This is a genomic window from Candidatus Eremiobacteraceae bacterium (genome assembly GCA_035710745.1).
Classification (GTDB): domain Bacteria; phylum Vulcanimicrobiota; class Vulcanimicrobiia; order Eremiobacterales; family Eremiobacteraceae; genus JANWLL01.
In genome coordinates this window covers 61,169-82,184 of the sequence record DASTCX010000014.1, presented here as the reverse complement: position 1 = coordinate 82,184, position 21,016 = coordinate 61,169, and the positions used below count along the sequence as shown (strand labels likewise).

Annotated in this window: 19 protein-coding genes; 8 read left to right on the top strand and 11 right to left on the bottom strand. The window is 62.5% G+C overall.

The window, feature by feature from the left end; translation table 11 throughout:
* Positions 1 to 83: 83 nt before the first annotated feature.
* Positions 84 to 431 (bottom strand): hypothetical protein, encoded by a 348-nt coding sequence (locus VFO25_05440; GenBank protein ID HET9342335.1) that lies wholly within the window; start codon positions 429 to 431, stop codon positions 84 to 86.
* Between the two features lie 160 nt (positions 432 to 591).
* Here VFO25_05440 and VFO25_05435 point away from each other — a divergent pair, with 160 nt between their 5' ends.
* Positions 592 to 2,265 carry an FAD-dependent oxidoreductase gene (locus VFO25_05435; protein HET9342334.1) on the top strand — a complete coding sequence of 558 codons (1,674 nt, stop codon included), beginning with the start codon at positions 592 to 594 and terminating at the stop codon, positions 2,263 to 2,265.
* On the opposite strand, the gene VFO25_05430 is transcribed toward VFO25_05435, so the two are convergent.
* Positions 2,192 to 2,872: a hypothetical protein gene (locus VFO25_05430; protein HET9342333.1), complete on the bottom strand. Its 681-nt coding sequence runs from the start codon at positions 2,870 to 2,872 to the stop codon at positions 2,192 to 2,194. The genes VFO25_05435 and VFO25_05430 overlap by 74 nt on opposite strands.
* A gap of 255 nt (positions 2,873 to 3,127) precedes the next feature.
* Here VFO25_05430 and VFO25_05425 point away from each other — a divergent pair, with 255 nt between their 5' ends.
* Genes VFO25_05425 through VFO25_05415 form a run of 3 tightly spaced genes read left to right on the top strand, consistent with a single transcriptional unit; the run spans position 3,128 to position 5,753 of the window.
* Positions 3,128 to 4,255 (top strand): hypothetical protein, encoded by a 1,128-nt coding sequence (locus VFO25_05425; protein ID HET9342332.1) that lies wholly within the window; start codon positions 3,128 to 3,130, stop codon positions 4,253 to 4,255.
* A gap of 41 nt (positions 4,256 to 4,296) precedes the next feature.
* Complete coding sequence (locus tag VFO25_05420) at positions 4,297 to 4,929, top strand: DUF1326 domain-containing protein (protein ID HET9342331.1); 633 nt, start codon at positions 4,297 to 4,299, stop codon at positions 4,927 to 4,929.
* A gap of 5 nt (positions 4,930 to 4,934) precedes the next feature.
* Positions 4,935 to 5,753, top strand: a complete 819-nt coding sequence (locus tag VFO25_05415; GenBank protein HET9342330.1) for a DUF2182 domain-containing protein — start codon at positions 4,935 to 4,937, stop codon at positions 5,751 to 5,753.
* A gap of 82 nt (positions 5,754 to 5,835) precedes the next feature.
* Here the strand turns inward: VFO25_05415 and VFO25_05410 are convergent, their stop codons facing one another.
* Positions 5,836 to 7,032 (bottom strand): choice-of-anchor tandem repeat GloVer-containing protein, encoded by a 1,197-nt coding sequence (locus VFO25_05410; GenBank protein HET9342329.1) that lies wholly within the window; start codon positions 7,030 to 7,032, stop codon positions 5,836 to 5,838.
* A 166-nt stretch (positions 7,033 to 7,198) separates the two neighbouring features.
* Between VFO25_05410 and VFO25_05405 the strand changes: the two genes are divergently transcribed.
* From VFO25_05405 to VFO25_05395, 3 genes are all read left to right on the top strand, one after another.
* Positions 7,199 to 8,716 carry a hypothetical protein gene (locus tag VFO25_05405; GenBank protein ID HET9342328.1) on the top strand — a complete coding sequence of 506 codons (1,518 nt, stop codon included), beginning with the start codon at positions 7,199 to 7,201 and terminating at the stop codon, positions 8,714 to 8,716.
* Positions 8,717 to 8,896: 180 nt separating this feature from the next.
* Positions 8,897 to 9,775, top strand: coding sequence for an AraC family transcriptional regulator (locus VFO25_05400; protein HET9342327.1), 879 nt, complete (start codon positions 8,897 to 8,899; stop codon positions 9,773 to 9,775).
* Positions 9,772 to 10,932, top strand: coding sequence for an aminotransferase class I/II-fold pyridoxal phosphate-dependent enzyme (locus VFO25_05395; GenBank protein ID HET9342326.1), 1,161 nt, complete (start codon positions 9,772 to 9,774; stop codon positions 10,930 to 10,932). The genes VFO25_05400 and VFO25_05395 overlap by 4 nt, the downstream gene beginning before the upstream one ends.
* An 18-nt stretch (positions 10,933 to 10,950) precedes the next feature.
* Here the strand turns inward: VFO25_05395 and VFO25_05390 are convergent, their stop codons facing one another.
* Positions 10,951 to 11,655 (bottom strand): DUF4386 domain-containing protein, encoded by a 705-nt coding sequence (locus VFO25_05390; protein ID HET9342325.1) that lies wholly within the window; start codon positions 11,653 to 11,655, stop codon positions 10,951 to 10,953.
* 61 nt (positions 11,656 to 11,716) lie between these two features.
* Positions 11,717 to 13,039, bottom strand: coding sequence for a cytochrome P450 (locus VFO25_05385; protein HET9342324.1), 1,323 nt, complete (start codon positions 13,037 to 13,039; stop codon positions 11,717 to 11,719).
* 118 nt (positions 13,040 to 13,157) lie between these two features.
* Here VFO25_05385 and VFO25_05380 point away from each other — a divergent pair, with 118 nt between their 5' ends.
* Positions 13,158 to 15,824: a pitrilysin family protein gene (locus tag VFO25_05380; protein ID HET9342323.1), complete on the top strand. Its 2,667-nt coding sequence runs from the start codon at positions 13,158 to 13,160 to the stop codon at positions 15,822 to 15,824.
* Here the strand turns inward: VFO25_05380 and VFO25_05375 are convergent.
* From VFO25_05375 to VFO25_05350, 6 genes are all read right to left on the bottom strand, one after another.
* The gene (locus VFO25_05375) at positions 15,821 to 16,270 is read right to left on the bottom strand and encodes a nuclear transport factor 2 family protein (protein ID HET9342322.1); all 450 of its coding nucleotides are present in this window, start codon (positions 16,268 to 16,270) and stop codon (positions 15,821 to 15,823) included. The genes VFO25_05380 and VFO25_05375 overlap by 4 nt on opposite strands.
* Positions 16,271 to 16,282: 12 nt before the next feature.
* Positions 16,283 to 16,495: a hypothetical protein gene (locus VFO25_05370; protein ID HET9342321.1), complete on the bottom strand. Its 213-nt coding sequence runs from the start codon at positions 16,493 to 16,495 to the stop codon at positions 16,283 to 16,285.
* A gap of 888 nt (positions 16,496 to 17,383) precedes the next feature.
* Entirely contained in the window at positions 17,384 to 17,842 is a 459-nt protein-coding gene (locus VFO25_05365) for an SRPBCC family protein (protein HET9342320.1), read from the bottom strand.
* A gap of 135 nt (positions 17,843 to 17,977) precedes the next feature.
* Positions 17,978 to 18,571 (bottom strand): hypothetical protein, encoded by a 594-nt coding sequence (locus VFO25_05360; GenBank protein ID HET9342319.1) that lies wholly within the window; start codon positions 18,569 to 18,571, stop codon positions 17,978 to 17,980.
* A complete protein-coding gene (locus VFO25_05355; GenBank protein ID HET9342318.1) occupies positions 18,572 to 19,885 on the bottom strand; it encodes an NAD(P)/FAD-dependent oxidoreductase in 1,314 nt (437 codons plus the stop codon). It lies immediately after the preceding gene.
* Positions 19,886 to 19,984: 99 nt separating this feature from the next.
* On the bottom strand, positions 19,985 to 20,959 hold the full coding sequence (locus tag VFO25_05350) for a hypothetical protein (protein HET9342317.1): 975 nt from the start codon (positions 20,957 to 20,959) through the stop codon (positions 19,985 to 19,987).
* Between the last annotated feature and the right edge of the window lie 57 nt (positions 20,960 to 21,016).

The following is a 21,016-nucleotide window of genomic DNA, read 5'->3' as shown; positions in this document are numbered from 1 at the left end:
GCGTGGTGGGCGCGCACCCCGCGCCCACGACCAAGATCGCCGCGCATGCCAGGATTCGTCCGAACATCCGATCGTGTGCTCCGCTAGCCGGAATGTTTGACTTCACCGATCGCGGTGAGCACGTATATCTTATCTGCGTGTCGCTGCCCGAGCAGATTTTGATCGTAGTAGACCTTCACGAGCATGTTGCGCTTTATCTGCGCCATCTGATACGTCGTCTTGCCATCGGCGGAGAAGACGCTCTTGAATTTCGGAAGGATGAGAAAGCTCAGCGTTTGGGTTTCCTCGTAGTTGACGACTTTGATGTTGTTGACCGAGACGTGGACGACGTAGCCGACCCATATCTTGTCCACCGCCGCCGCGGGCGTAGGACGGATGGCCACCGCGAGCGCGAGGGAAGCCAAAAGACCGATTGCGATTCGCCTATACATGTTCTAAGAACGCTCCTTCCTTAGTAATGTTCTCCCCGATTGCCCGGCGTTGATAGCATCCTACTCCTATCATCGACGATTTATCGGCCTAGCCCCGTCCCGCAACCCGTCACGCCCGACCGGAACCACTTCTCCGAATCCGGAACCCCTCGCATTCGCCATGGCCGACAGAACAAGTCCGATACCGCTCACGACGTCGCGTTATGAAGACGTTTTTCCGACTCTGACGCCCGCTCAGCTGGGCCGCGTTACGGCTCACGGCCTGACTCGCGCCGTGCGGTCAGGCGACGTCCTCATCGAACAAGGCGATGCAGGGGTTCCGTTCTTCGCGGTCGTTTCGGGCGAGCTCGAAAGCGTGCGCCCCTCGGCGACCGGCGACACCCTCGTCGCCGTCAGCGGACCTGGGCAGTTCATGGGCGAGGTCAACACCGTCTCCGGCCGGAGCACATTGTTCCGGGTGCGCGTCTCCAAACCCGGCGACGTCATCGAACTCGATCATCAGCAGTTGCTCGGCCTCATCCAAACTGATGAGGAGCTTGGTGAGATCTTGATGCGCGCCTTTCTTCTGCGCAGGGCGGGCCTGGTAGCGGCAGGCGTGGGAGACGTCGTCCTCATCGGTTCGACGCATTCGGCCGAGACGCTGAAGATCAAAGAATTCTTGATGCGCAACGCTCATCCGTACTCGTACATAGATCTCGAGCGGGACCCCGACGTCGAGAAGATGTTGGCCGGCTTCCACGTCGCGGCGAGCGACATACCGGTGGTGATCTGCCGCGGTCAAAACGTGCTGCGTAATCCGACCAATCAGCGATTGGCGGAATGCCTCGGCTTCAACCTACTCGTCAACCAAACGCGCACGCGCGATCTTGTCGTTATCTGCGCCGGCCCCGGCGGACTGGCAGCCGCGGTGTATGCCGCCTCAGAAGGGCTTGATGTGCTCGTGCTGGAGACCACCTCGCCCGGCGGCCAGGCCGGTTCAAGCTCACGGATCGAGAACTACTTAGGATTTCCTACGGGCATCTCTGGTCAGGAGCTCGCCGCGCGGGCGTACAACCAGGCGGAAAAATTCGGCGCGGAAATGCTCATGGCCACGGGAACGCGACTCAACTGCGATCATCGGCTGCACGTCGTCGAGGTGGATAACGGTGCTCGCATCCAGGCGCGCAGCGTCGTGATCGCGACCGGCGTCGAATACAGAAAACTCGTCTTGAACAATCTATCGCGCTTCGAGGGTGCGGGGATCTATTACGGCGCGACGTTCGTCGAGGCCCAGCTCTGCGCGGGTGATGAAGCGATCGTCGTCGGGGGCGGAAACGCCGCAGGGCAAGCCGCCATCTTCCTTGCGCAAACGACCAAACGCGTCTACTTGATCGTCCGGTCAGAAGGCTTGACGGCTACCATGTCACGCTACTTGAGCCGCCGCATCGAAGAAACGCCTTCGATCGTATTGACGCCGTACACGGAAATCGTGGCTCTTGAGGGCCAGGACCATCTCGAATCGGTGCGGTGGCGCAACAATCAGACCGGCGATGTGGAAGAACACGCCATTCGACACGTCTTCTTGATGATGGGCGGCGTGCCGAACACGAAGTGGCTTGACAACTGCGTCGTTCTTGATGCGAAGGGCTTCATAAAAACCGGCTCCGATCTATCACCGGAAGAGTTGAGCTCTGCTCGCTGGCCGCTTACTCGCACGCCGTTCTTGCTCGAGACGAGTTTGCCCGGAGTCCTCGCGGTGGGCGATGTGCGAGGTGGAAGCATCAAGCGCGTTGCGTCTGCCGTAGGCGAGGGATCGATCGCCATCTCATTCGTCCATCAAGTACTGCGAGAGTAGCGTCGGCGTAGATGGCTGAATCGAAACGAAAGACGAGATAGCCAATCGTCGCTCCGTAGATGACATGACCGATAAGAGAGAGCGCAAGGCTCGTCGGCGTGATGCGGAACATCAGCTCCTGGCCGTGTGGCGCGATGATCAGGGTAGCGATAAGGCATAACCAAATGCCTACGCCGAATGCGGTCGCCGTTGCGATAGCGGGTAGTTTCCCCCGGGCGAGCGAGTAGGCGGCGACGAACGACATTCCCATACCAGCGCCGTCTCCTAGGTAGCGATACACGTAGCCGACGGCTGCATTCGGGGTGTCGGAAAGCACAAGCCAGCCGCCGATGCGTGGGATGAAGTCGGGCCACAGGCCGATTTGAACGAGCGGCATGCGGAAGAGATCGTACGTCGTCACGCCGGCAAGGCCGATCAAGAGACCCTTGATAGCGACGTGGCCCCACGCCGGGTTGCGTACGCCGAGCGAAATCGCGAGAACGCTCATCGGGGCGATGACCGCTAGCGCCGTCACCGGGAGCGGCGCGACGCCGATGATGAACAACGCCAACGCCGCTATTGGGCCGAAACCGGCGGCGAAAAAAACGCCTGGGATGATCGTTCGCATGACTGGCATCCTACACGAGCGCCGTCCATACGGCGTCCAACGGCCCCGATGCGAACGGGTGAATCAAGCGAGAAGTCGTAATTCCAAGGGGCAGGACGCGCCGCCAGGATATCGTTCCGGCGTTAGCCGGCACGGGGTTCCAGATGCTCCGCGTTTTTTTCAAAAATAGGTAACTACAGCGTCTTCGAGAGCAGACCCTGACGCGACGGGACCCTTTTCGGTCTCAGCGCCGTGAACCCGCGGAGGTCTCGACCGATGAAGTTCTCTACCATTTGCCTTTTTGTCGCCCTTGGTTCAGTCATGGTACTCGGCCCAGCGGTCGCCGCGGCGCAATGCAAATGGACGGTTACCCACGCGCACGATCGAAGCCAAAACGGCGACTTGCTGAATGGCGTCTTCGCCGTGTCACGTACCGACGCGTGGGCTGTTGGAGCGCATTACGACCCGTTCTTCCAAGCGTTCAAGCCGCTCACAGAACACTGGGATGGCAATGAGTGGACTATCGTACCGGCGCCCGGCGTACGTGCGCACAAAGACGACCGTCTGGCAGCCACGACGGCCGCAAGCTCTGATGATGTCTGGGCGGTTGGAAACGAAGAAGCTTCAGGGGTTGAAGTACCGCTGATCGAGCACTGGAATGGAGCCTCGTGGACGTTGGTTCCGATGAAGGGTTTGCCTTCGACTTTCCTCAGCGGTGTCGCTGCTGTCGAGTCGTCCGACGTGTGGATGGTAGGGGCATCGAGTTCCGCACCCGGCCTCGTGCAGACATTTGTCGGTCATTGGGACGGCGCTGTCTGGTCACAGGTTCCCAGTCCAAACGTCGGCTCTGGATCGAACGAGCTGAACGGTGTGGCGGCGCGTTCGTCGAGCGACGTCTGGGCGGTCGGCGCGTACGTCGATTCCTCCGGCGTAGAACAGACGTTGACCGAGCACTGGGATGGAAGCGTTTGGTCCATCGTTCCCAGCCCCGACGAAAGCGTGTATGGTAACCGTCTCGACGCCGTAACCATGATAACGCGTGACGACGCCTGGGCGGTGGGTACCTACAACGACGGCGTGCGATTCAAGGCGCTAGTCGAGCACTGGAACGGAGTGGCCTGGACCTTGGTCCACGGAGTGAGTCCAGGCACCGAGTTCAGTATACTCAATTCGATCTCTGCAGTCGGGCCGCAGGACGTCTGGACTGTCGGCATACGCGGACGCCCCGGAAACACGGCCACCCTGACCGAGCACTGGGATGGAAGTCGATGGTCGGTGGTCCAAAGCCCCGACTTCGCGAACGAGCAGACTATCCTCGCAGGCGTGTCCGCGATTTTAAGAGAGGACGTCTTGGCCGTCGGCTCCCACGGGAGTCGGGCGCTCGGACTTCGCTTCCATTGCTAGCGTCGGGTGCGACCGACGCGCTTAGGGGGAAGGAGCAGCGAATGGCTACTAATTGGCAGATCGAAGGTCGAGAGCTCGTCAACTGCAATTGCGCGTACGGTTGTCCGTGCCAGTTCAACGCACTACCCACACACGGCAACTGCCATGCGTTTATCGGTTATCAGATCGACAAAGGACACTTCGGAGATGTCCGCTTGGACGGCCTCCGTGCTGCACTTATCTTGAGTTGGCCGGGTCCGATCCATGAAGGCAACGGCACGATGCAGGTGATCGTCGACGAGCGTGCCGATGCTCCGCAACGCGAGGCGCTCCGCAAGATCATAAGCGGAGAAGACACGACGGACATGGCCACCATGTGGTGGGTGTATAGCAAGATGTCGCCCAACAAGCTCGAGACGTTGTACAAGCCCATCGAATTTGAGATGAATACCGAGAAGCGCACCGGCCGGCTGAGCATCCCAGGACTTGCGGAAATGACGGGAGCGCCCATCCACAATCCGGTGACCGGCGCCGAGCACCGTGTTCGCATCGACCTTCCGCACGGCTTTGAATACAGGATAGCAGAGATCGGGAGCGCGTCGTCGAGCGTCAAGGGGCAACTCCCGATGGAGCTCAAGAACACCTACGGCCAGTTCGCGGAGCTCCATTTGAGCGACACCGGCGTCATTCGTTAAACGCGATGTTCGACTCGCTCGCACCACTCTTGCGACGCGATCGCATCGTCGTCGGCGGGGCATTGGCCGTCGTCGTTTTCCTGTCGTGGGCGTACGTCGTCGTCGGCGCCGGAACGGGTACGCCGGCGTCGCAGATGTCGGGATGGCCGACTTCGCTGCACATCAACGATCCGATGGGGGCGATGGAGCCCGCTCGATGGACCACTGGTTACGCGCTTCTCATGTTCGTCATGTGGTGGCTGATGATGTTGGCGACGATGCTGCCGTCGGCCGCCCCCTTGATCTTGCTCTTCGCTGCGCTGACGCGCAGCCAACGCGGATTGACCGCGCCGTACATGGGCACCGGATTGTTCGCCTCCGGCTACCTCGCTGTGTGGGCCGTGTTCAGCGTTCTGGCTGTCGCGCTTCAGTGGCAGCTGAGCCGCGTCGCACTGCTTTCGCCGATGATGGTCACGACCAGCGCGGCTCTCGGCGCGATATTATTGCTCGCCGCCGGCGTGTGGCAATTCACGCCGCTCAAACACGTCTGCTTGCGCCACTGTCGCGCACCGGCGGAATTCCTCACCCTCCACTGGCGCACGGGGCCAGGCGGCGCCGTTCTGATGGGCGTCTTGCATGGCGCCTATTGTCTCGGGTGCTGCTGGATGCTGATGCTTCTGCTCTTCTACGGCGGTATCATGAACATCTATTGGATCGCGGGGTTGACGACTCTCGTGTTCGTGGAAAAGCTCGCACCTTTCGGCAAATGGGTCACGAGCCTCGTCGGTACTGCGTTCATTATCTTGGGTGGGCTATCGCTCGTCCACCTATTGCGGCTAGGATAGGGAGCGGTCGAGCTTCAGCTCGACCGCCGCGGCCTTGCCCTAAGGAAATGTAGCGGTCGAGCTTTAGTTCGACCGCCGCGGCCTACAGATGGAACACCGTGCCCAGACCCTTTGTGCCGCCGAACGCGGTCGTTCCATAGATCACGCCACTCGACACGATGAGCCCCGCTTGTGGATTCGCCCCATCGTTGTTGCCGCCCGTGAATGTGTGCAGGATTGTCTCTACCCCACCGGTCGTCACGCTATACGCGATGCCATCGAGGGATGCCCCGCCCGCCGACGTGACGCCGTAGAGCAGGCCTTGCTTCACGGCGAGATTGCCGATGGGGTTTACGCCGTCACCGTTGGTCCCGGTGAATGAGTAGACGATGTTTTCCGCTCCCGCCGGCGTGATGCTGTAGACCGTGCCGACACCGTTCGCACCGCCCCGCGACGTCGTACCATAGAACGTGCCGTTCAGGTTGATGAGTCCGCCGAGGGGATTTGCCCCGTCGGCACCGCCCTTGAAACTATATATAATGGAAACGGCGCCCCCGGGCGCGCGCGTGAACACCGATCCCATCCCGCTCGTGCCGCCCGAGTCCGTCGTTCCATAGATCGTTCCGCCGACGTTCAACAAACTCGCTGCGGGGTATGCGCCGTCTGCCGGCGTGCCTTTGAATGCGTGGACGATCTTCTCAACGCCGGTGGTCGTCAGCTTATAGAGCACGCCGAACTGCAGTGACTTGCCGCCTGATTCGGTCAAGCCGAACAGCGTGCCGCCGACCGGGGTGACCGGCGACTCGGGCCTGCATCCGTCCGGCGCGCCGGTGAATTTGTGGAGCGGCGTCTCTACACCACCCGGCGTTATGCTATAGACCACACCGCAGTCGTTGACGGCATCGAGGCTGGTCGTGCCGTAGAACGTGCCGCCCAAGATCGCAAGACCTGAGTCGGGTGTATTGCCGTCTCCGCTCCCACCAAAACTGTGGGTGACGCTTTCAACTCCGGCAGGCGTCAAGCTGTAAACGGTGCCGTCGCCGTTGGCCCCGCCGCCTCTCGTTGTTCCATAAAGCGTACCGCTGAGGCTGACGACGGGCGCCGCCGGTTCTACGCCGTCCGATCCGCCTTGAAAGCTATAGACGACTTGGAACGTACCCGCCGGAGCGCTCCCTGTGCGCCCACCTGACTCAGGTGGTGCGACGAAAGAACGGCCTGCGCACCCTGCGATCGATGCGAGGGCAACGACCGAACCGATGAGGACGACTAGATGACGCGACGAAGACTGAAAAAAGATCATGATAACTCCTCGAGCCGGACGGTTCGCCGACGTCGCTTTTGCGCTCCTCGCAACGTATTGCCCCATTCATTTGAGGTTCGACTCATATGAGCTAGGCCGCACCCGCGGGAAGACCGCACGCTTCAGCGAACAGCGCCGCCTACCGCATCGACAGATTGGAGATCGCGTGACTATTCAGCTTCGCGCCCTCATCGCCGCGGCATTTATCGTCGCCGCCGCTTCTTCCGTCGCATCGGCACGTCCGACGACGCTGCTCGGGCACGCGCCGCCTCGGCCGCCCGCGCCGACGCATCGTGTGACGTACGCCGATGTGCTGCGCGCGCAATTCGGCGGATGGCGGCAAGTCGAAGCGTCGGCACCGTTCGGCCAGAATGGCGCAGGCACCGAGCTGCTCATGACCGACGGCTCGGTCATGGTGCAGGACAACGCAGCGAATTGGTATCGCTTGATCCCCAACGTGAACGGCAATTACATCGAGGGGCACTGGCAGCAGGCGGCGACGCTGCCGTCGGGCTACGGTCCCTTGTATTTCGGATCCGCCGTGCTCGCTGACGGCAAGCTTGTCATCGACGGCGGCGAGTACAACTTCTTCAATCCGGCCGAGATCAATATGGGCGCGATCTACGATCCGGTAGCGGATGCGTGGACGTCGCTACCGCGGCTGCCGTGGTCCGAGGTCGGCGATGCTTCCAGCGTCGTCCTCCCCGACGGCACGTTCATGCTCGGCAACTGCTGCAATAGTACGCAGGCATTGCTGAACGAAAGCACGCTGACGTGGAGCCTCACGGGGGCGGGCAAGGCCGACGGCAACTCCGAGGAAGGCTGGACGCTTCTTCCCAGCGGTAAGGTGGTCACGGCCGACGTTGGAGATGAGCCGAATTCCGAGCTCTACAACCCGCGACGAGGATCGTGGTCGTCGGCGGGGTCGCTACCCGGCGACCTTACCCTCGCGTTCGAGATAGGGCCGCAGATCTTGCGGCCGAACGGAACCGTTTTCGTCATCGGCGCGAACGGAAACACCGCGACCTATCAAACGCTTCGACACGCGTGGATCGCCGGTCCGGCTCTCCCGACGGTCAATGGACAACCGATGCACGACACCGACGGTCCGGCGACGCTGCTGACGAACGGCACCATCCTCTTCGCCGCAAGTCCCGGCACCTACCAATCGCCGATGTACATGTTCGTGTATAACGGAAGGGGATATATCCAGGTCGCCGCGCCGCCGGACGCGCCGAACGATTCCAGCTACAACGTACGCCTGCTGATGCTGCCGACCGGCCAGGTGCTCGAGACGGACGGAACGGACGACGTCGAGATCTACACGCCGCGCGTGCACCCCGATCTCTCGAGCGCACCAAGCATCACGTCGGTGCCGACGACGCTCACGCATGGCAGCACCTACACGATCGCGGGCACGCTGTTCAACGGCATCTCGCAGGCCAACGCGTACGGCGACGACGACCAACAAGCGTCGAACTACCCGCTCGTCCGCATCCAGAACTCAACGACGGGTCACGTGTTCTACGCGAGAACGCACGACCATAGCTTCATGGGCGTCGCTTCGATGGCGACCGTGACGACGATGTTCGACGTCCCAGCTGGTATCGAGCTTGGAGCGAGCACGATCGTCGTCATAGCGAACGGCATCCCCTCGCAGCCGGTGGCCGTCACCGTCAACTAGACGGCCTCAGGAGAGAGATCTTGTAGCGGTCGAGCTTTAGCTCGACCGCCGCGGTCCGATCCGCTTAACCGCGGACAAACGGACACGCACAGGTATTTTCTGCCAGCGATTTTTAGCATTGCGTGACACGGCGATGTCGAGCGTCAGGAGACGCTCGTCGTTGAAATGAAAACGCCTGTGATGGATACGCCTGACAAGATTTGGATCCGTCACATGGGCACAAGCGAGATGGCATTCTCGCCTCGCTTGACGAGCGCGGGCCGGCAGTGGCGCGGCTTCGACGCGACCCTCTTCGAAACGACCGGCGGCACCGTATCATGTCCGAGCGCGCCGATGCTGAACTTCAGCATGCACCTCGGCAAGCCTATCAGGACCGCACGCCGGTGCGATGGACCGATTTTTCGGCGTCTGCAGTCACCCGGCGACATCGACCTAGTACCCGTGGGATGCCCTGCGATATGGGAAGATAGCGAACCTTCGACGTTCCTTCGCCTCGATTTGTCGCAGACGCTCGTCCGGGCGACTGCCGAATCGATGGGCATCGATCCGGACACGCTGTCGCTGGCGCCGCAGATGCAGGTGCGAGATCCGATGCTGCAGCACATCGCGTGGGCGCTCACTGCGGTGCTCGAGACGGACGAATCGACGGATCGCCTCTATAGCGAGAGCTTAGGCACCGCGCTCACGGCTCAACTGCTGCGTCGTTACGCAAGGTCTTCGAAACCGAAACGAGGGTTGACGAGACGACAGTGGCAATCGGTCGTCGATTACGTGCACGAGAACCTCGCGACGGACTTGTCGCTTGCCGAGCTCGCTGAAGTCGCCGGCATGGGTTCGTCGACCTTCAAGGCGCTCTTCAGGCAGACCGTCGGCATGCCGGTGCACCGCTACGTCGTCAGACAACGGGTCGAGTTCGCGATGAATCTCCTCGCGATCGGTGATGCCAGGCTCGACGAGGTCGCCTTGGCAGCCGGTTTTGTCGATCAAAGCCACATGGCGCGGTGTTTCCGTCGCGTCGTCGGGATGACGCCGGCGGCGGTCGCTCGCGAGCACCGTTGACAAAAACCCAGTTCGACGCGATCTCGCTCGAGCGATTGCGGCAACGCCGCAGTGAGAAATGGGCGACGTATCCGCCTGACGTCTTGCCGGCGTTCGTCGCAGAGATGGACTTCGACCTAGCCGCCCCGATCCGAGAGGCGATCGACGAAGCGGTCGCCCGCGGCGACGTCGGTTACGCCCATTCGGCGGGCGTGTCGGCCGCATTCGCGCATTTCGCTCGCGACCGGTTTACTTGGGACGTCGACGAGACGGCGTTCTTCGCGGTGCCGGACGTGATGGCCGGCGTCGCCGAAGCGCTTCACATCTTGACGCCTCCGGGAGCACGCGTCGTCATCAACCCGCCGGTCTATGCGCCGTTCTACGACGTCATACCGCACGAGGGGCGTACGATCGCAGCCGCTCCGCTCGCTCAGGACGAAAGCGGACGCTGGTCGCTCGACTTCGACGCGCTCGAGCGCGCATTCGCGAGCGGCGCACGAGCGTATCTCTTGTGCAGCCCGCACAATCCGGTCGGACGCGTGTGGACGCAAGCCGAACTGCGCGAACTCATCGCATTGTGCGAGCGGTATGGCGTCGCGCTCATAAGCGATGAGAGTCACGCACCCTTGACGATGCCCGGCATCGTCTTCACAGCCGCGCCGAGCGTCTCGGGGGAATTGCCATGCATCGCGCTGTGGTCGGCATCGAAAGCCTTCAACATCGCGGGCCTCAAGTGCGCGGTCATCGGCGCGGCTCCGGAGCACATCCGTGACAAACTGCGGGCGCGCTTGAAGTCGAGGCCGGACGAGGTAGAATCACGGATCGGACATCTCGGCGTCATCGCGACGATCGCGGCGTTCCGTCACGCAGCGCCCTGGCTCGACTCATTGCGCGACTATCTCGACGGCAATCGCCGGCTGCTCGGCGATCTGCTGCGCGAGCGGCTCCCGGACGTGCGCTACGCACCACCGGAGGCGACGTATCTCGCGTGGCTGGATTGCACGCGCCTCGCGATCGACGGTGACCCATCACGAAGATTCTTGGAACGCGGTCGCGTCGCACTGGAACCCGGCCGGAAGTTCGGCCCGTTCGCCGATCGCTTCGTACGGCTCAACATGGGGACGTCGCGCGCGATACTCGACGAGATCGTCACGCGAATGGCTAAGGCGCTCCGCTAGGCCTTCGGGCGAAGCCCGTCAAGTAGCCGCGACCGGCTCTTTCATCTTCCAGCCGAAGATCAGCAGCCAGAGCATGAGCACGAGTTCGCCCCAGAACGCGATAGAGATGTAGCCGAGGTCGGCGTTCGGGTAGAGGAACGGCTGCAGGTTCTTCACGATCCAGGCAAGACCATCGATGATGACGATCGCTCCGAGCCACCACGGGATGTAGCGTGATCTGATGATCAAATAACCGACGAGCAAGAGGTGGATCGAGAAGACGGCGCAGATCGAGTACGCGTAATCGTACCGGAAGATATGGAGCAAGAGGTCGATTTGCGCGTCGAACTGATCGCGCCCGAAGTTGGTCAGGTACGCGGGCGTCTGCACCATGCGCGCCACCGTGACGAGGTTGAACATCCCCGAGAACGCGATCGCCGTGTACATGAGCCTGAACAATGCGGCGAGCATCGAGATCGTTTTGTTGACGGGCGCGAGCAAGAAGTATAGCGCCCACGCGATGACGATATCCTCGATGAAGTTGATCAGGTAGCAGAGGATAGCGACGAGGAAGAGCCCCTGATGCGCGGAGATATTCGCGACCGTCTGTGCCGCATTGCCGCTGACGACGAGCTTCGGCCATATCCCGAACTCCGCATAAGGAACCGGATTGAGGAGATAGCCGAATCCGACGGTCAATGCTGCCTGCCGTAGCGTCAAACCGCTGCCGAGCGCCTTATCCATTCGGGGTGGTATGACCGCCGAGTTGGGTTTCCCCCGTACCGGGAATTGTGCTCCAGAACTACTATGAAAAGCGCGGTCTTGCGATAGCTTTCATGAGCACCGGGCCGGCGGGTCGAAGCGTCACCAACGGATCGACGTCGATCTTCGCATTCGTCGCAAGAACGAGATGATAGCGCTGCACGATCTTCGTCAGCACGATCGATGCTTCGCGCAGCGCGAAATCCTCGCCGATGCACCGTCGCGCACCGCCGCCGAATGGGATGAACGCGAATTGCGGCGGCTCGGCGTCAAGCCAGCGATCGGGATCAAACCGATCCGGCTCGGTGAAGAACTCGCGTCGGCGGTGCAGGAGCAGCGGCGCGACGAATACCGTCGTTCCCGCCGGCACGAACGTGCCGTCGACGAGCGTGACGTCCTCGCGAGCCTCGCGGCCGATGATCCACGCCGGCGGATAGAGCCTGAGCGTCTCTTTGACGATTCGTTCGATCGGCCCGTGGTCGCCGCGCTCGATCCCCTGCGCCGCGCGAACGTCAACATCCGGATTGTGAGCCAGAAGATAGAGCGCCCACGTCAACGCGTTGGCGGTCGTCTCGTGCCCCGCCGTGAAGAGCGTCATGATCTCATCGCGGATCTGCTCGTCGTGCGGCCGGTAACCGGTCTCACCGTCGCGAGCCGCGAGCAGCAGCGACAGTGCGTCGCCGCGCTCGGTCGCATCGCGGCGACGGCGCTCGATGAGATCGTAGATGATTGAGTCGAGCATCGCGCGCGAACGTTCGAAGCGCTTCGTCGCGGGCAGCGGCAGGCGCCGTCGAAGCGAGCTGAGCGGCGTCAGCATGTACGGGAACTCGAGCATCATGAGGCGCAGAGCCTCACCGACGGCCTGCGCCGATCCGCTTTCGTCGGTTCCGAACAGCGTTTCGGTGGCGATGCGCAACGTCAGCGCGATCATCGCGCCGTGGACGTCGAACGCCGCGCCGGGCTGAAGCCGGTCGACGAATTCTTGCGCGTCTCGCTCCATGACGCCGACGTATTGCGCCACCCGCTCGCGATGGAAAGCCGGTTGGACGATACGGCGCATCTGCCGATGGAGCGGGTCTTCGCTCGTGAGGAGCCCGTCGCCAAGAAGCAGGCGCAGCACCCGGATGCCGAGCGACTTGGAAAACGCGTGCTGCTGCGTGATGAAGATGTCTTTGACGACCGCGGGTTCGTTGACGAATATATACGATCGCCAGGGCAGCGCGAAGGCGATGACGTGTCCGTAGCGGTCGGTCATCTCGCGTAGGAATTCAGGAAAGCGACGGAATGGCACGGGGAACAGACGCCGCATCGTCGTCCAGCGACTCGGGCCGGGAGTCTGTCTTGAGAGCCGGCCTTCCTTGACCATGTGCACGGCTTGGACGCGCACGTCTATCGCACCCGGTCACCGTCATCGCGCACGGCGGGACTAGCGAAGCGCGACTACTAAGTCTATCGCTCACTCATCCGCGAAAGGATCCCCAGCCTTGTCACTTCGTAACGCGGCCGCGATCGGCGGCCTATGCGCACTCGTTTTCACTGCCTCGATTCCTGCGCGCGCTGCCGAGACGGCGGTAGCGACTCGTGCGACGCTCTCCAACGGTCTTCGCATCGTCGTCGTCCGCGATCCGCTCGCCCCCGTCGTCACGGTAGAGCTGAACTACGCCGTCGGCAGCGCGGAGTCACCGTCCGGTTTCCCCGGCATGGCGCACGCGCAGGAACACATGATGTTCCGCGGCTCGTCGCAGCTGTCCGCCGCGCAGTTGGCAGCGATAACAGCGCAAATGGGCGGCGACTACGATGCCGATACGCAGCCCACCGTCACGCAATATTTCATGACGGTGCCTGCGGAGGATCTCGGGGTCGCGCTCCACATCGAGGCTGCGCGGATGCACGACGTCATCGATGCGCAGGACGCATGGAACGAAGAACGGGGTCCTATCGAGCAAGAGGTCTCCGCTGACGATTCCAACCCGGTGAGCAAGGCTTTCATAACATTGCAATCCGACCTCTTCGTCGGAACTCCTTACACGGTCAACGGTGTCGGCACTCGTGCCTCGTTCGACAAGACGACTGGTTCGATGCTGCGCGACTTCTATCGGCACTGGTACGGGCCGAACAACGCGGTGCTCGTCATCGCGGGTGATGTCGACCCGAGCGCCGCCATCGAGCAGGTGAAGTCGCCTTTCTCCTCGATCCCGCGCCGCGCGACGCCTGCGCGCGCGCCGATCGCCCTCGGCCCGCCCAAGGCCGCCGCCCTCACGAGCGACACCGATCTGCCCGTGCCCATCGTCGTCGTCGGCTACCGCATGCCAGGTTCCGACAGTCCGGACTATCCAGCTGCCCTCGTCCTGAGCGGCGTCCTGTCAAGCCAGCGCGCAGATCTGTACGCACTCGTGCCTCAGGGTCAAGCCTTCCAGACCTTCTTCTTCAACAACGGTTTGCCGGGCGCCGGCGAGGGCATCGCGGCCGCCGCGCTCAAGCCCGGCGTCGATCCGACCGCAGAGGTCGGGACGATAGAGAACATCATCGCCGGCTACGTCCGTAACGGCGTTCCCGCCGATCTCGTACACGCGGCCCAGCGTCAAGCGCTCGCCCAAGAAGAGTCGCAATTCGATTCCATCTCGGGTCTCGCATCAGCCTGGTCACAGGCGATCGCGATCGAGGGTCGCTCCGATCCCGCCGATGACATCAAGGCCATGCAGCGCGTCACGCTCGCCGACGTCAATCGCATCGCGCGGACGTATCTCATCAACGCGACCGCGGTGACTGCAGTATTGACGCCCAAACCGTCCGGCCGGCCTTCGTCGTCTCAAACGTTCGGTTCACCCGAGTCGTTCGCGCCGAAAGACACTAAAGCGGTCGCGCTGCCGTCGTGGGCGACCGCCGCGTTCGGCACTCTTTCAATTCCGACGTCGACGCTCGCGCCCGTCGCTACGACCTTGCCCAATGGACTTCGGCTCATCATCCAAACCGAGACCGTTAGCCGGACGGTGACCGTGTCGGGGTCGGTCAAGGCGGAACCCGCCCTCCAAGAACCCATGGGTAAGGAAGGCGTGTCTTCAGTCGTCGATGATCTTTTCTCGTATGGCTCGACGCATCTCAGTCGCGTCGAGTATGCGCGCGCCCTCGACGACATCGCCGCGAGCGAGAACGGTGGATCGTCCTTCGGTGTGAGCGTGCTCGCAGCGAACTTCGACCGCGGTGTTCAACTCCTCGCCGATAACGAACTCCACCCGGTCTTCGAAGCCTCCGACTTCGCCGCCGTACAACAAAAGGAGGCCCAGGCAGCGGCAAGCGAGCTCCAATCGCCGGGGTATTTGCAGGATCGTGCGCTCGCCTTAGGCCTGTATCCGAAAAACGACCCGGCCCTGCGGCAGCCCACACTCGCGAGCGTGAGCGGTCTCTCTCTCGCCGACGCGCAGTCGTACTACGAACATGTTTTCCGGCCGGACACGACGACGATCGTCGTCATCGGTGACGTCACGCCGGCAAAGGCAAGGGCCGCCGTCGAGAAATGGTTCGGCGCGTGGAGGGCGTCAGGGCCTGCGCCGAAGACCGACCTCCCGAAAGTAGCTCTCAACCGCCCGTCGATGACGGTCGTACCGGATGCGAGCCGCGTCCAAGACAACGTCACGCTCCGCGAGAACCTCTCCATCACCCGGTCGAACCCGGACTACTACGCGCTCCAGGTCGGCGACCACGTGCTCGGCGGTGCGTTTTATGCGACGCGGCTCTACCATGACGTGCGCGAGAAGGCGGGCCTCGCCTATTTCGTCGGCAACGATTTGAGCGTCGGGTCGACGCGTTCGACGTACTCCGTCGACTACGGTTGCGATCCGCCGAACGTGTCGAAGACGAAATCGATCATCCTTCGCGACTTGCGCCGCATGCAAACCGCGCCCGTGACGCCGGCCGAGCTCGAACAGGCGAAGGCGCTGCTGCTTCGGGAGATCCCTCTATCGGAGAGCGACGAGGACTCGATCGCGGGCGCACTGATGGCGCGTTCGCAACGCGGACTACCGCTGGATGAGCCCGAGCGCGCGGCCAGGATCTACTTGGGCATCACGGCCGCGCAAGTCCAGGCCGCCTTCGCCAAATGGATCCGACCGGACGCGTTCGTCGAAGCGGTGCAGGGCCCGACGCCGCACTAGCGCGCCACGGAGGTGTGGCTCGCCGCAAGCATCCAGCGATGGTTCTGCCTTACGAAGGTGTCGGTGTTCAACACGTGACGAATTCGGCGTTGGCCAAGAACCACAGCGTCGTAGCTTTGATCGAACGTGGCGATTGCCGCATCGCCGTACAGCCGTACCCGAAGCCCGCTAATCGTGGACTTATTGACGTGATTGTTGGTGCGATTCCGCAGATCGTGCAAGAGTGCCGCCTTCGTATACCAAGTGCCCCAACTCGTTCCACCAGTCCAATCGTCCGTCAGATTGTTCTCGTAAAACGAGATGTCGCCTGACGCATCTGCTTTCACGACGGCGTTTTCGAAATTGATGATGGCTGCGCGGTCACTGGCCGGCGAAGGACTTGCTTGGGCATCCACAGGCTTGTTGGCGACGATCGCCACGAGGAGTGAAAGTAATATGCTCAGCATAGGTAACCCCGACTAGATCAGTTTAACGATCTCATCACCGTTCGGTGACGACACGTAGATGTTCGAGTTCGGATAGGATCCGGCGATGATCGCGACCGCCGTATCATCTGGGCTAAATCGGACGAAGAACCCCGGCTTGAGTTGGTACGATACCGCCGAGCCGTTGTCGAGCTCGACGCCGGCGATCGACGTCTTGTTCTTCGCGTCCGTCGAGGAGAATATCACCGTGCCGTCTCCGCGCCACGAGGGGAATACGTGCGCTTGTGAGTCGTGCGTGACGCGGCGTTCGCCGCTGCCGTCATCGCGAATGATGTAGATCTGATCCGTGCCGGGGGCGTGTGTGTGACGAGGAGCAGGGGCACCACAAGGCCGATTTTCAGGACTTTCTTGCTTAACATTCCCGAAGATCTCCTTATGAGATGTGGTGATACGGATATCGTGAGCCTTTGGCCACGATACCGCTCTCTCATATTCTGTGCGGAGGCCGTGAAACGAGCAAATAAAGTGCCAATCGAAAGCCACTGCCAAGCCGGTGCCGCGACTTCGCACGCCAGGTAAAGGAAGCGGTCGAGATTTATCTCGACCGCCGCGGCCCGGCACTGCGCGAATTGGGAGCGGTCGAGATTTATCTCGACCGCCGCGGCCCGGCACTGCGCGAATTGGGAGCGGTCGAGATTTATCTCGACCGCCGAGGCCCTTCATTATATACGTGTGACAGTCGGGCTGTAGCTCGACCGGGGCCGACCGTGCCGTGACTAGGCCGCGGCGGTCGGCCGTAAAGGCCGACCGCTCCCCGTGCTACGCCAGGCTAGTCTTCGACGGCTGATTTGAGCCGGCTCAGCGCGTCATCCCATCTTTTCGAGATCTGCGCCAGGTAACGACGGACCTCTTCCAGCCGCCTTGGTTCAAGGCGCCATATCCGCTCGCGGCCGCGGCGTTCGCTTCGCACGAGTCCGACTTTGTGCAGGCTAAGCATATGTTTCGTGACCGCCTGCCTCGTGATGTCGGCATCTTGTGCGAGCCGCGTCGTAGATTGCGGACCGACCATGCAAAGCTTTCTGACGATCTCCAGCCGCGACTCGTCTCCGAGCGCGGCGAGGATGGGCGCGAAGCTCAAGACCGTGGCAACAGTAGGTACTTGCCGACCAGCTCCAGCTGCATCGTCCAACCTTCTTCGTTGGCTTCGAAGGCGTCTGCGCGGCGCTCGATCGGGATCGAATCGAATCCCGTCTCGACGACCGTGAGCTTCGTACCGCCGTCGGCGGTCTCGAGGGTGAACGTCACGAGGGTCATCGGCTCTTTGGAGTAGTCCACGGATTCGTCGATGGCGAACGGATGCCAGCGAAATGCGAAGGTGCGCATCGGCTCGATGCGTTCGATGAAGAGCGCGACGGGCATACCCGTGTATTTCTCCTGCATTTTCGCGACGGCCGCATCTGCGATCGTCGGCTTGATCCGGCCACGGACCTCAGCTCCCGCGGAGAACTTGCCTTCGAATTCCATACCGAACCAGCGCCCGAACTCTGTGGGATCGCTGATCGCGTGCCAGACACGCTCCTGCGGGGCTCGCAAGAGAACGCTTTTTTCGATTCGATCGGTTGTGGAAACCATATGCAACCTCCTGGTTGCGTTTAGTCTAACACAGACTGCCGTTAAATGCAACCCCAGGGTTGCAGATATTTCGAGGCGAGTTCGGTTAGGTCTCGCTCAGTCTTCTCGAACCACCGCAGGTGGTTGTGACGATGATGCCGGCGGTGGTGCCTGCTCGGGACGTTTGATGCGCTCCATCGTGAGGTACGTCACGACGTCCCAAGCGTTTCGGATGCCCATGAAGATGAGCAGCGTTGTCGTGCCCCCGAGGATCCAAATCGAGGCACCCGGCGCAAGCGGCATCGAGAGGGCGCCGGCGAGCACGGACGCATAGGCCACGAACGGCAAGATCGTGTACCACAACCAATCTTCCATATCCGGAGCGTATGCCGTCAACCGTCGAGCTTTGCCTGTGACGCGCGACATGTGAGCGACGCCTGCTAAGCCGACCAGCGTGACGAGAACGAATGCTCCGGCAAGGCGCGGCCACGGCGCGATGAGGATTGCCGAGACGAGCAGCGCCGCGCCGAAGTGGATGACCGTCGGCGTGCTGAAGGTCGAGAGGCCGACTTCCGAGTCGCCGGTACGCTCGATGCCAGATACGAGCGTGACGACGACGAACATCAACCCGATGAGCGTCGCGGCGGCGGTCGCCGTCATCGTGAAGAACGACGCCCACGGTGCGAGGAACGGCTGGGCTAGTTCGGTCATCTATCGAGCCTCCGCTTCGAGCGACGCCGCCGCTTCGCGTGCGGCTCGCTCGCCGGTCGAGATCGCGCCGTTCACCGTTCCTCCTTGGCCGTCGGTCGAGGCCGCTTCGCCTGCGAAGAAAAGCGTATTCTCAACCGGTGCACCGAGCGCCGCGCGAGCGCCGTGGCCGTTCACGACGACGTAGCTGTACGCTCCCCAGGAAAACGGGTCGCTCGACCAATCATGCATGACCCCATCGAGGAACTCCTCGCGGACCGCATGCGGATGACCGAATAACCCGGAGAATTCGTCGAGCGCGGTCTCCACCAGGTCCGAAGGACTCAATCCGTCCAGCGCGCTTGCATCGGTGCCGCCGGCCCACGCGACAACCGATCCGCCAGGCAACGGGCGCTGCGTCCAATAAGCGGGGAAGCGGCCGTCAGGACAGCGGAAAAAACCGGCGCCGTCAAACCGCCCGTTTTCGACGCGCTCCCAAAACGGCGAGCGAAAGCGCAAGACGACCTTCACGACGTGCCCCATCTCGATCTTGTCGAGCGCCGAGCGCTTTTCCGCGGACAGCGCCGGATCGAACCAGGCCGCCTCGGCCGCTCGTTTCAGAACGCCGACCGGTACCGTCACAACCGTGGCTTTCGCGCGAAGCGTTCGCCGCTGCGAACCGATCGTCGCGTCGATCGCCACATCGCCTCGTCGCCACTTGATCGCGTTGACGACCGCCGACAGCTCGATCGCGACGCCCGCTTTCACGCACGCCGCGTGCAGCTCGGCGAAGAGCGGACGATAACCGCCGGTGGGACGATGCGTCGCATAGTCAACACCAGATCTAAGCTCATCGGCGATAGCGATGACACTCGCGTCCGACGGGTCCGCGGCCTCGAAACCTTTGACGAAAAGGCGCGCGAGCACGACCTTCTCGGCCATCGACGGGTCGCGATCGAAACGCTGCAGATACCGATCGACCGATTCGTCGGCTTTGAGATCCTGCGCGCCGGCGAAAATGTCGGTAGCCTCCCGAAAATCGGTCTTGTCGTCCGTCAGGACGCCGTCAGCGCCGCACGTCCACGACGCGCCGTCGAGCGCTGCAGCCGAAGCGCCGGCCTGGCGCAAGAGCGCCATCGTCTCAGGGGCGCGACCGTGGATGAACTCGGCACCGAGCTCGACGGACTCGCGCCCGTCCGACTCGTCCGTCCACAAGACGCGGCCGCCGATCCGATCGCGCGCCTCGAGGACGACGACGCGAAGCGAGCGCTGCGCAAGACGCATCGCCGCCGCCAATCCCGCCGCGCCGGCGCCGATGACGATGACGTCAGGGTCCAACGAACACCATACGAGTCGCTGTTGGATGCGTAAAGCGAGAGGGCCCGCTTGCGCGGACCCTCGTTTTGTCGATCGATGCTCTCTAGTGGAAGCGGCTCGTCACGGACCGCTGATGACACACCCGCCGGAACCGCCGCTGAAGGCATTGTCCCACAGCGATTGGACCGCGAACGTCCCCGTGCTCAGCGTGATGTTCTGCGACGCGCCTTGGCCGCTCGAGATCCATGCGCATTTGTCGCCGATCTCGGCGCCGCTCGAATCGACCCAGCCGCTCGATGGCACCGGATCCGTCTGCGTCTCCGCTTCTTCGTGGCCGCTGACGATCGTGATGCCCGCCTTCGGTCCCAAGCCGTTGAAGTTGGCACCGCACGACGCGCCGGCATCGGTGATGTACGGCATGTTCGTGAACGCCACTTCGCCCGATGACGACGACTCGGCGCTGTGCCATGCGCAGAACTGCGAGCCGAAGCCGCTCGTGTTATGGCCGTGCGGCGTCGCGACGACGTACGCGGCGTTGAAGTTGTAACCGAAATGCGCTACCGCATTGAGCGCCTCGGTCGCGATCGAGCTCGTGGTCAAGCGGCGCGGGATGTTATGCGTCGTATCGACCCACTCGCCCGCGAGTTGGCCCGTCGGGTTGGAGATGAACGTCCCTACCGGACCATAGTACTGCGTGTCGGTGTTGAGCCACGAGCTGCCGCCGATGCCGCTGTAGAACGAGTGCAACTGCGCCTGCTCGCCGGACGGATCGCCGTATCTCGGGAACTGCCAGTAGACGACGAAGATCTTCGGCGTCGCTTGGATGCTGCCGCCGCCGTACCGAAGGTTGCCGCCGCTCGCCTGCGGGGCGACCGCACCACGCGGCAGGAAGATATGGGCGCGCTGCATTTGGCCGTGCGCGTCACGGATCAACATCTCGTAAGATGAGAGCGCTCGCGGGGCGCCGCTCTGCGCGGCCGCCGCACCGCCCATGCCGGGCGACGAAGCGGGCGGCGCGGACACGCTGCTCGCGGTGCATGCCGATAGCGCCAGCGCGGAAAGCGCGGACACCACTAGCGTTAACGTCCTGTGCATCGTTATGTAAACCTCCCTCTGACTCGAGCGAGAAAGGATAAAACCCCCGCCGCTTCG

What these genes read in the sequence shown, in the direction of transcription:
- VFO25_05350 (HET9342317.1), bottom strand. Translation starts at nt 20,959, where the DNA reads ATGCACAGGACGTTAACGCTAGTGGTGTCCGCGCTTTCCGCGCTGGCG.
- VFO25_05415 (HET9342330.1), top strand. Translation starts at nt 4,935, where the DNA reads ATGTTCGACTCGCTCGCACCACTCTTGCGACGCGATCGCATCGTCGTC.
- VFO25_05410 (HET9342329.1), bottom strand. Translation starts at nt 7,032, where the DNA reads ATGATCTTTTTTCAGTCTTCGTCGCGTCATCTAGTCGTCCTCATCGGT.
- VFO25_05440 (HET9342335.1), bottom strand. Translation starts at nt 431, where the DNA reads ATGTATAGGCGAATCGCAATCGGTCTTTTGGCTTCCCTCGCGCTCGCG.
- VFO25_05430 (HET9342333.1), bottom strand. Translation starts at nt 2,872, where the DNA reads ATGCGAACGATCATCCCAGGCGTTTTTTTCGCCGCCGGTTTCGGCCCA.
- VFO25_05420 (HET9342331.1), top strand. Translation starts at nt 4,297, where the DNA reads ATGGCTACTAATTGGCAGATCGAAGGTCGAGAGCTCGTCAACTGCAAT.
- VFO25_05435 (HET9342334.1), top strand. Translation starts at nt 592, where the DNA reads ATGGCCGACAGAACAAGTCCGATACCGCTCACGACGTCGCGTTATGAA.
- VFO25_05425 (HET9342332.1), top strand. Translation starts at nt 3,128, where the DNA reads ATGAAGTTCTCTACCATTTGCCTTTTTGTCGCCCTTGGTTCAGTCATG.
- VFO25_05390 (HET9342325.1), bottom strand. Translation starts at nt 11,655, where the DNA reads ATGGATAAGGCGCTCGGCAGCGGTTTGACGCTACGGCAGGCAGCATTG.
- VFO25_05400 (HET9342327.1), top strand. Translation starts at nt 8,897, where the DNA reads ATGGATACGCCTGACAAGATTTGGATCCGTCACATGGGCACAAGCGAG.
- VFO25_05385 (HET9342324.1), bottom strand. Translation starts at nt 13,039, where the DNA reads ATGGTCAAGGAAGGCCGGCTCTCAAGACAGACTCCCGGCCCGAGTCGC.
- VFO25_05375 (HET9342322.1), bottom strand. Translation starts at nt 16,270, where the DNA reads ATGCTGAGCATATTACTTTCACTCCTCGTGGCGATCGTCGCCAACAAG.
- VFO25_05360 (HET9342319.1), bottom strand. Translation starts at nt 18,571, where the DNA reads ATGACCGAACTAGCCCAGCCGTTCCTCGCACCGTGGGCGTCGTTCTTC.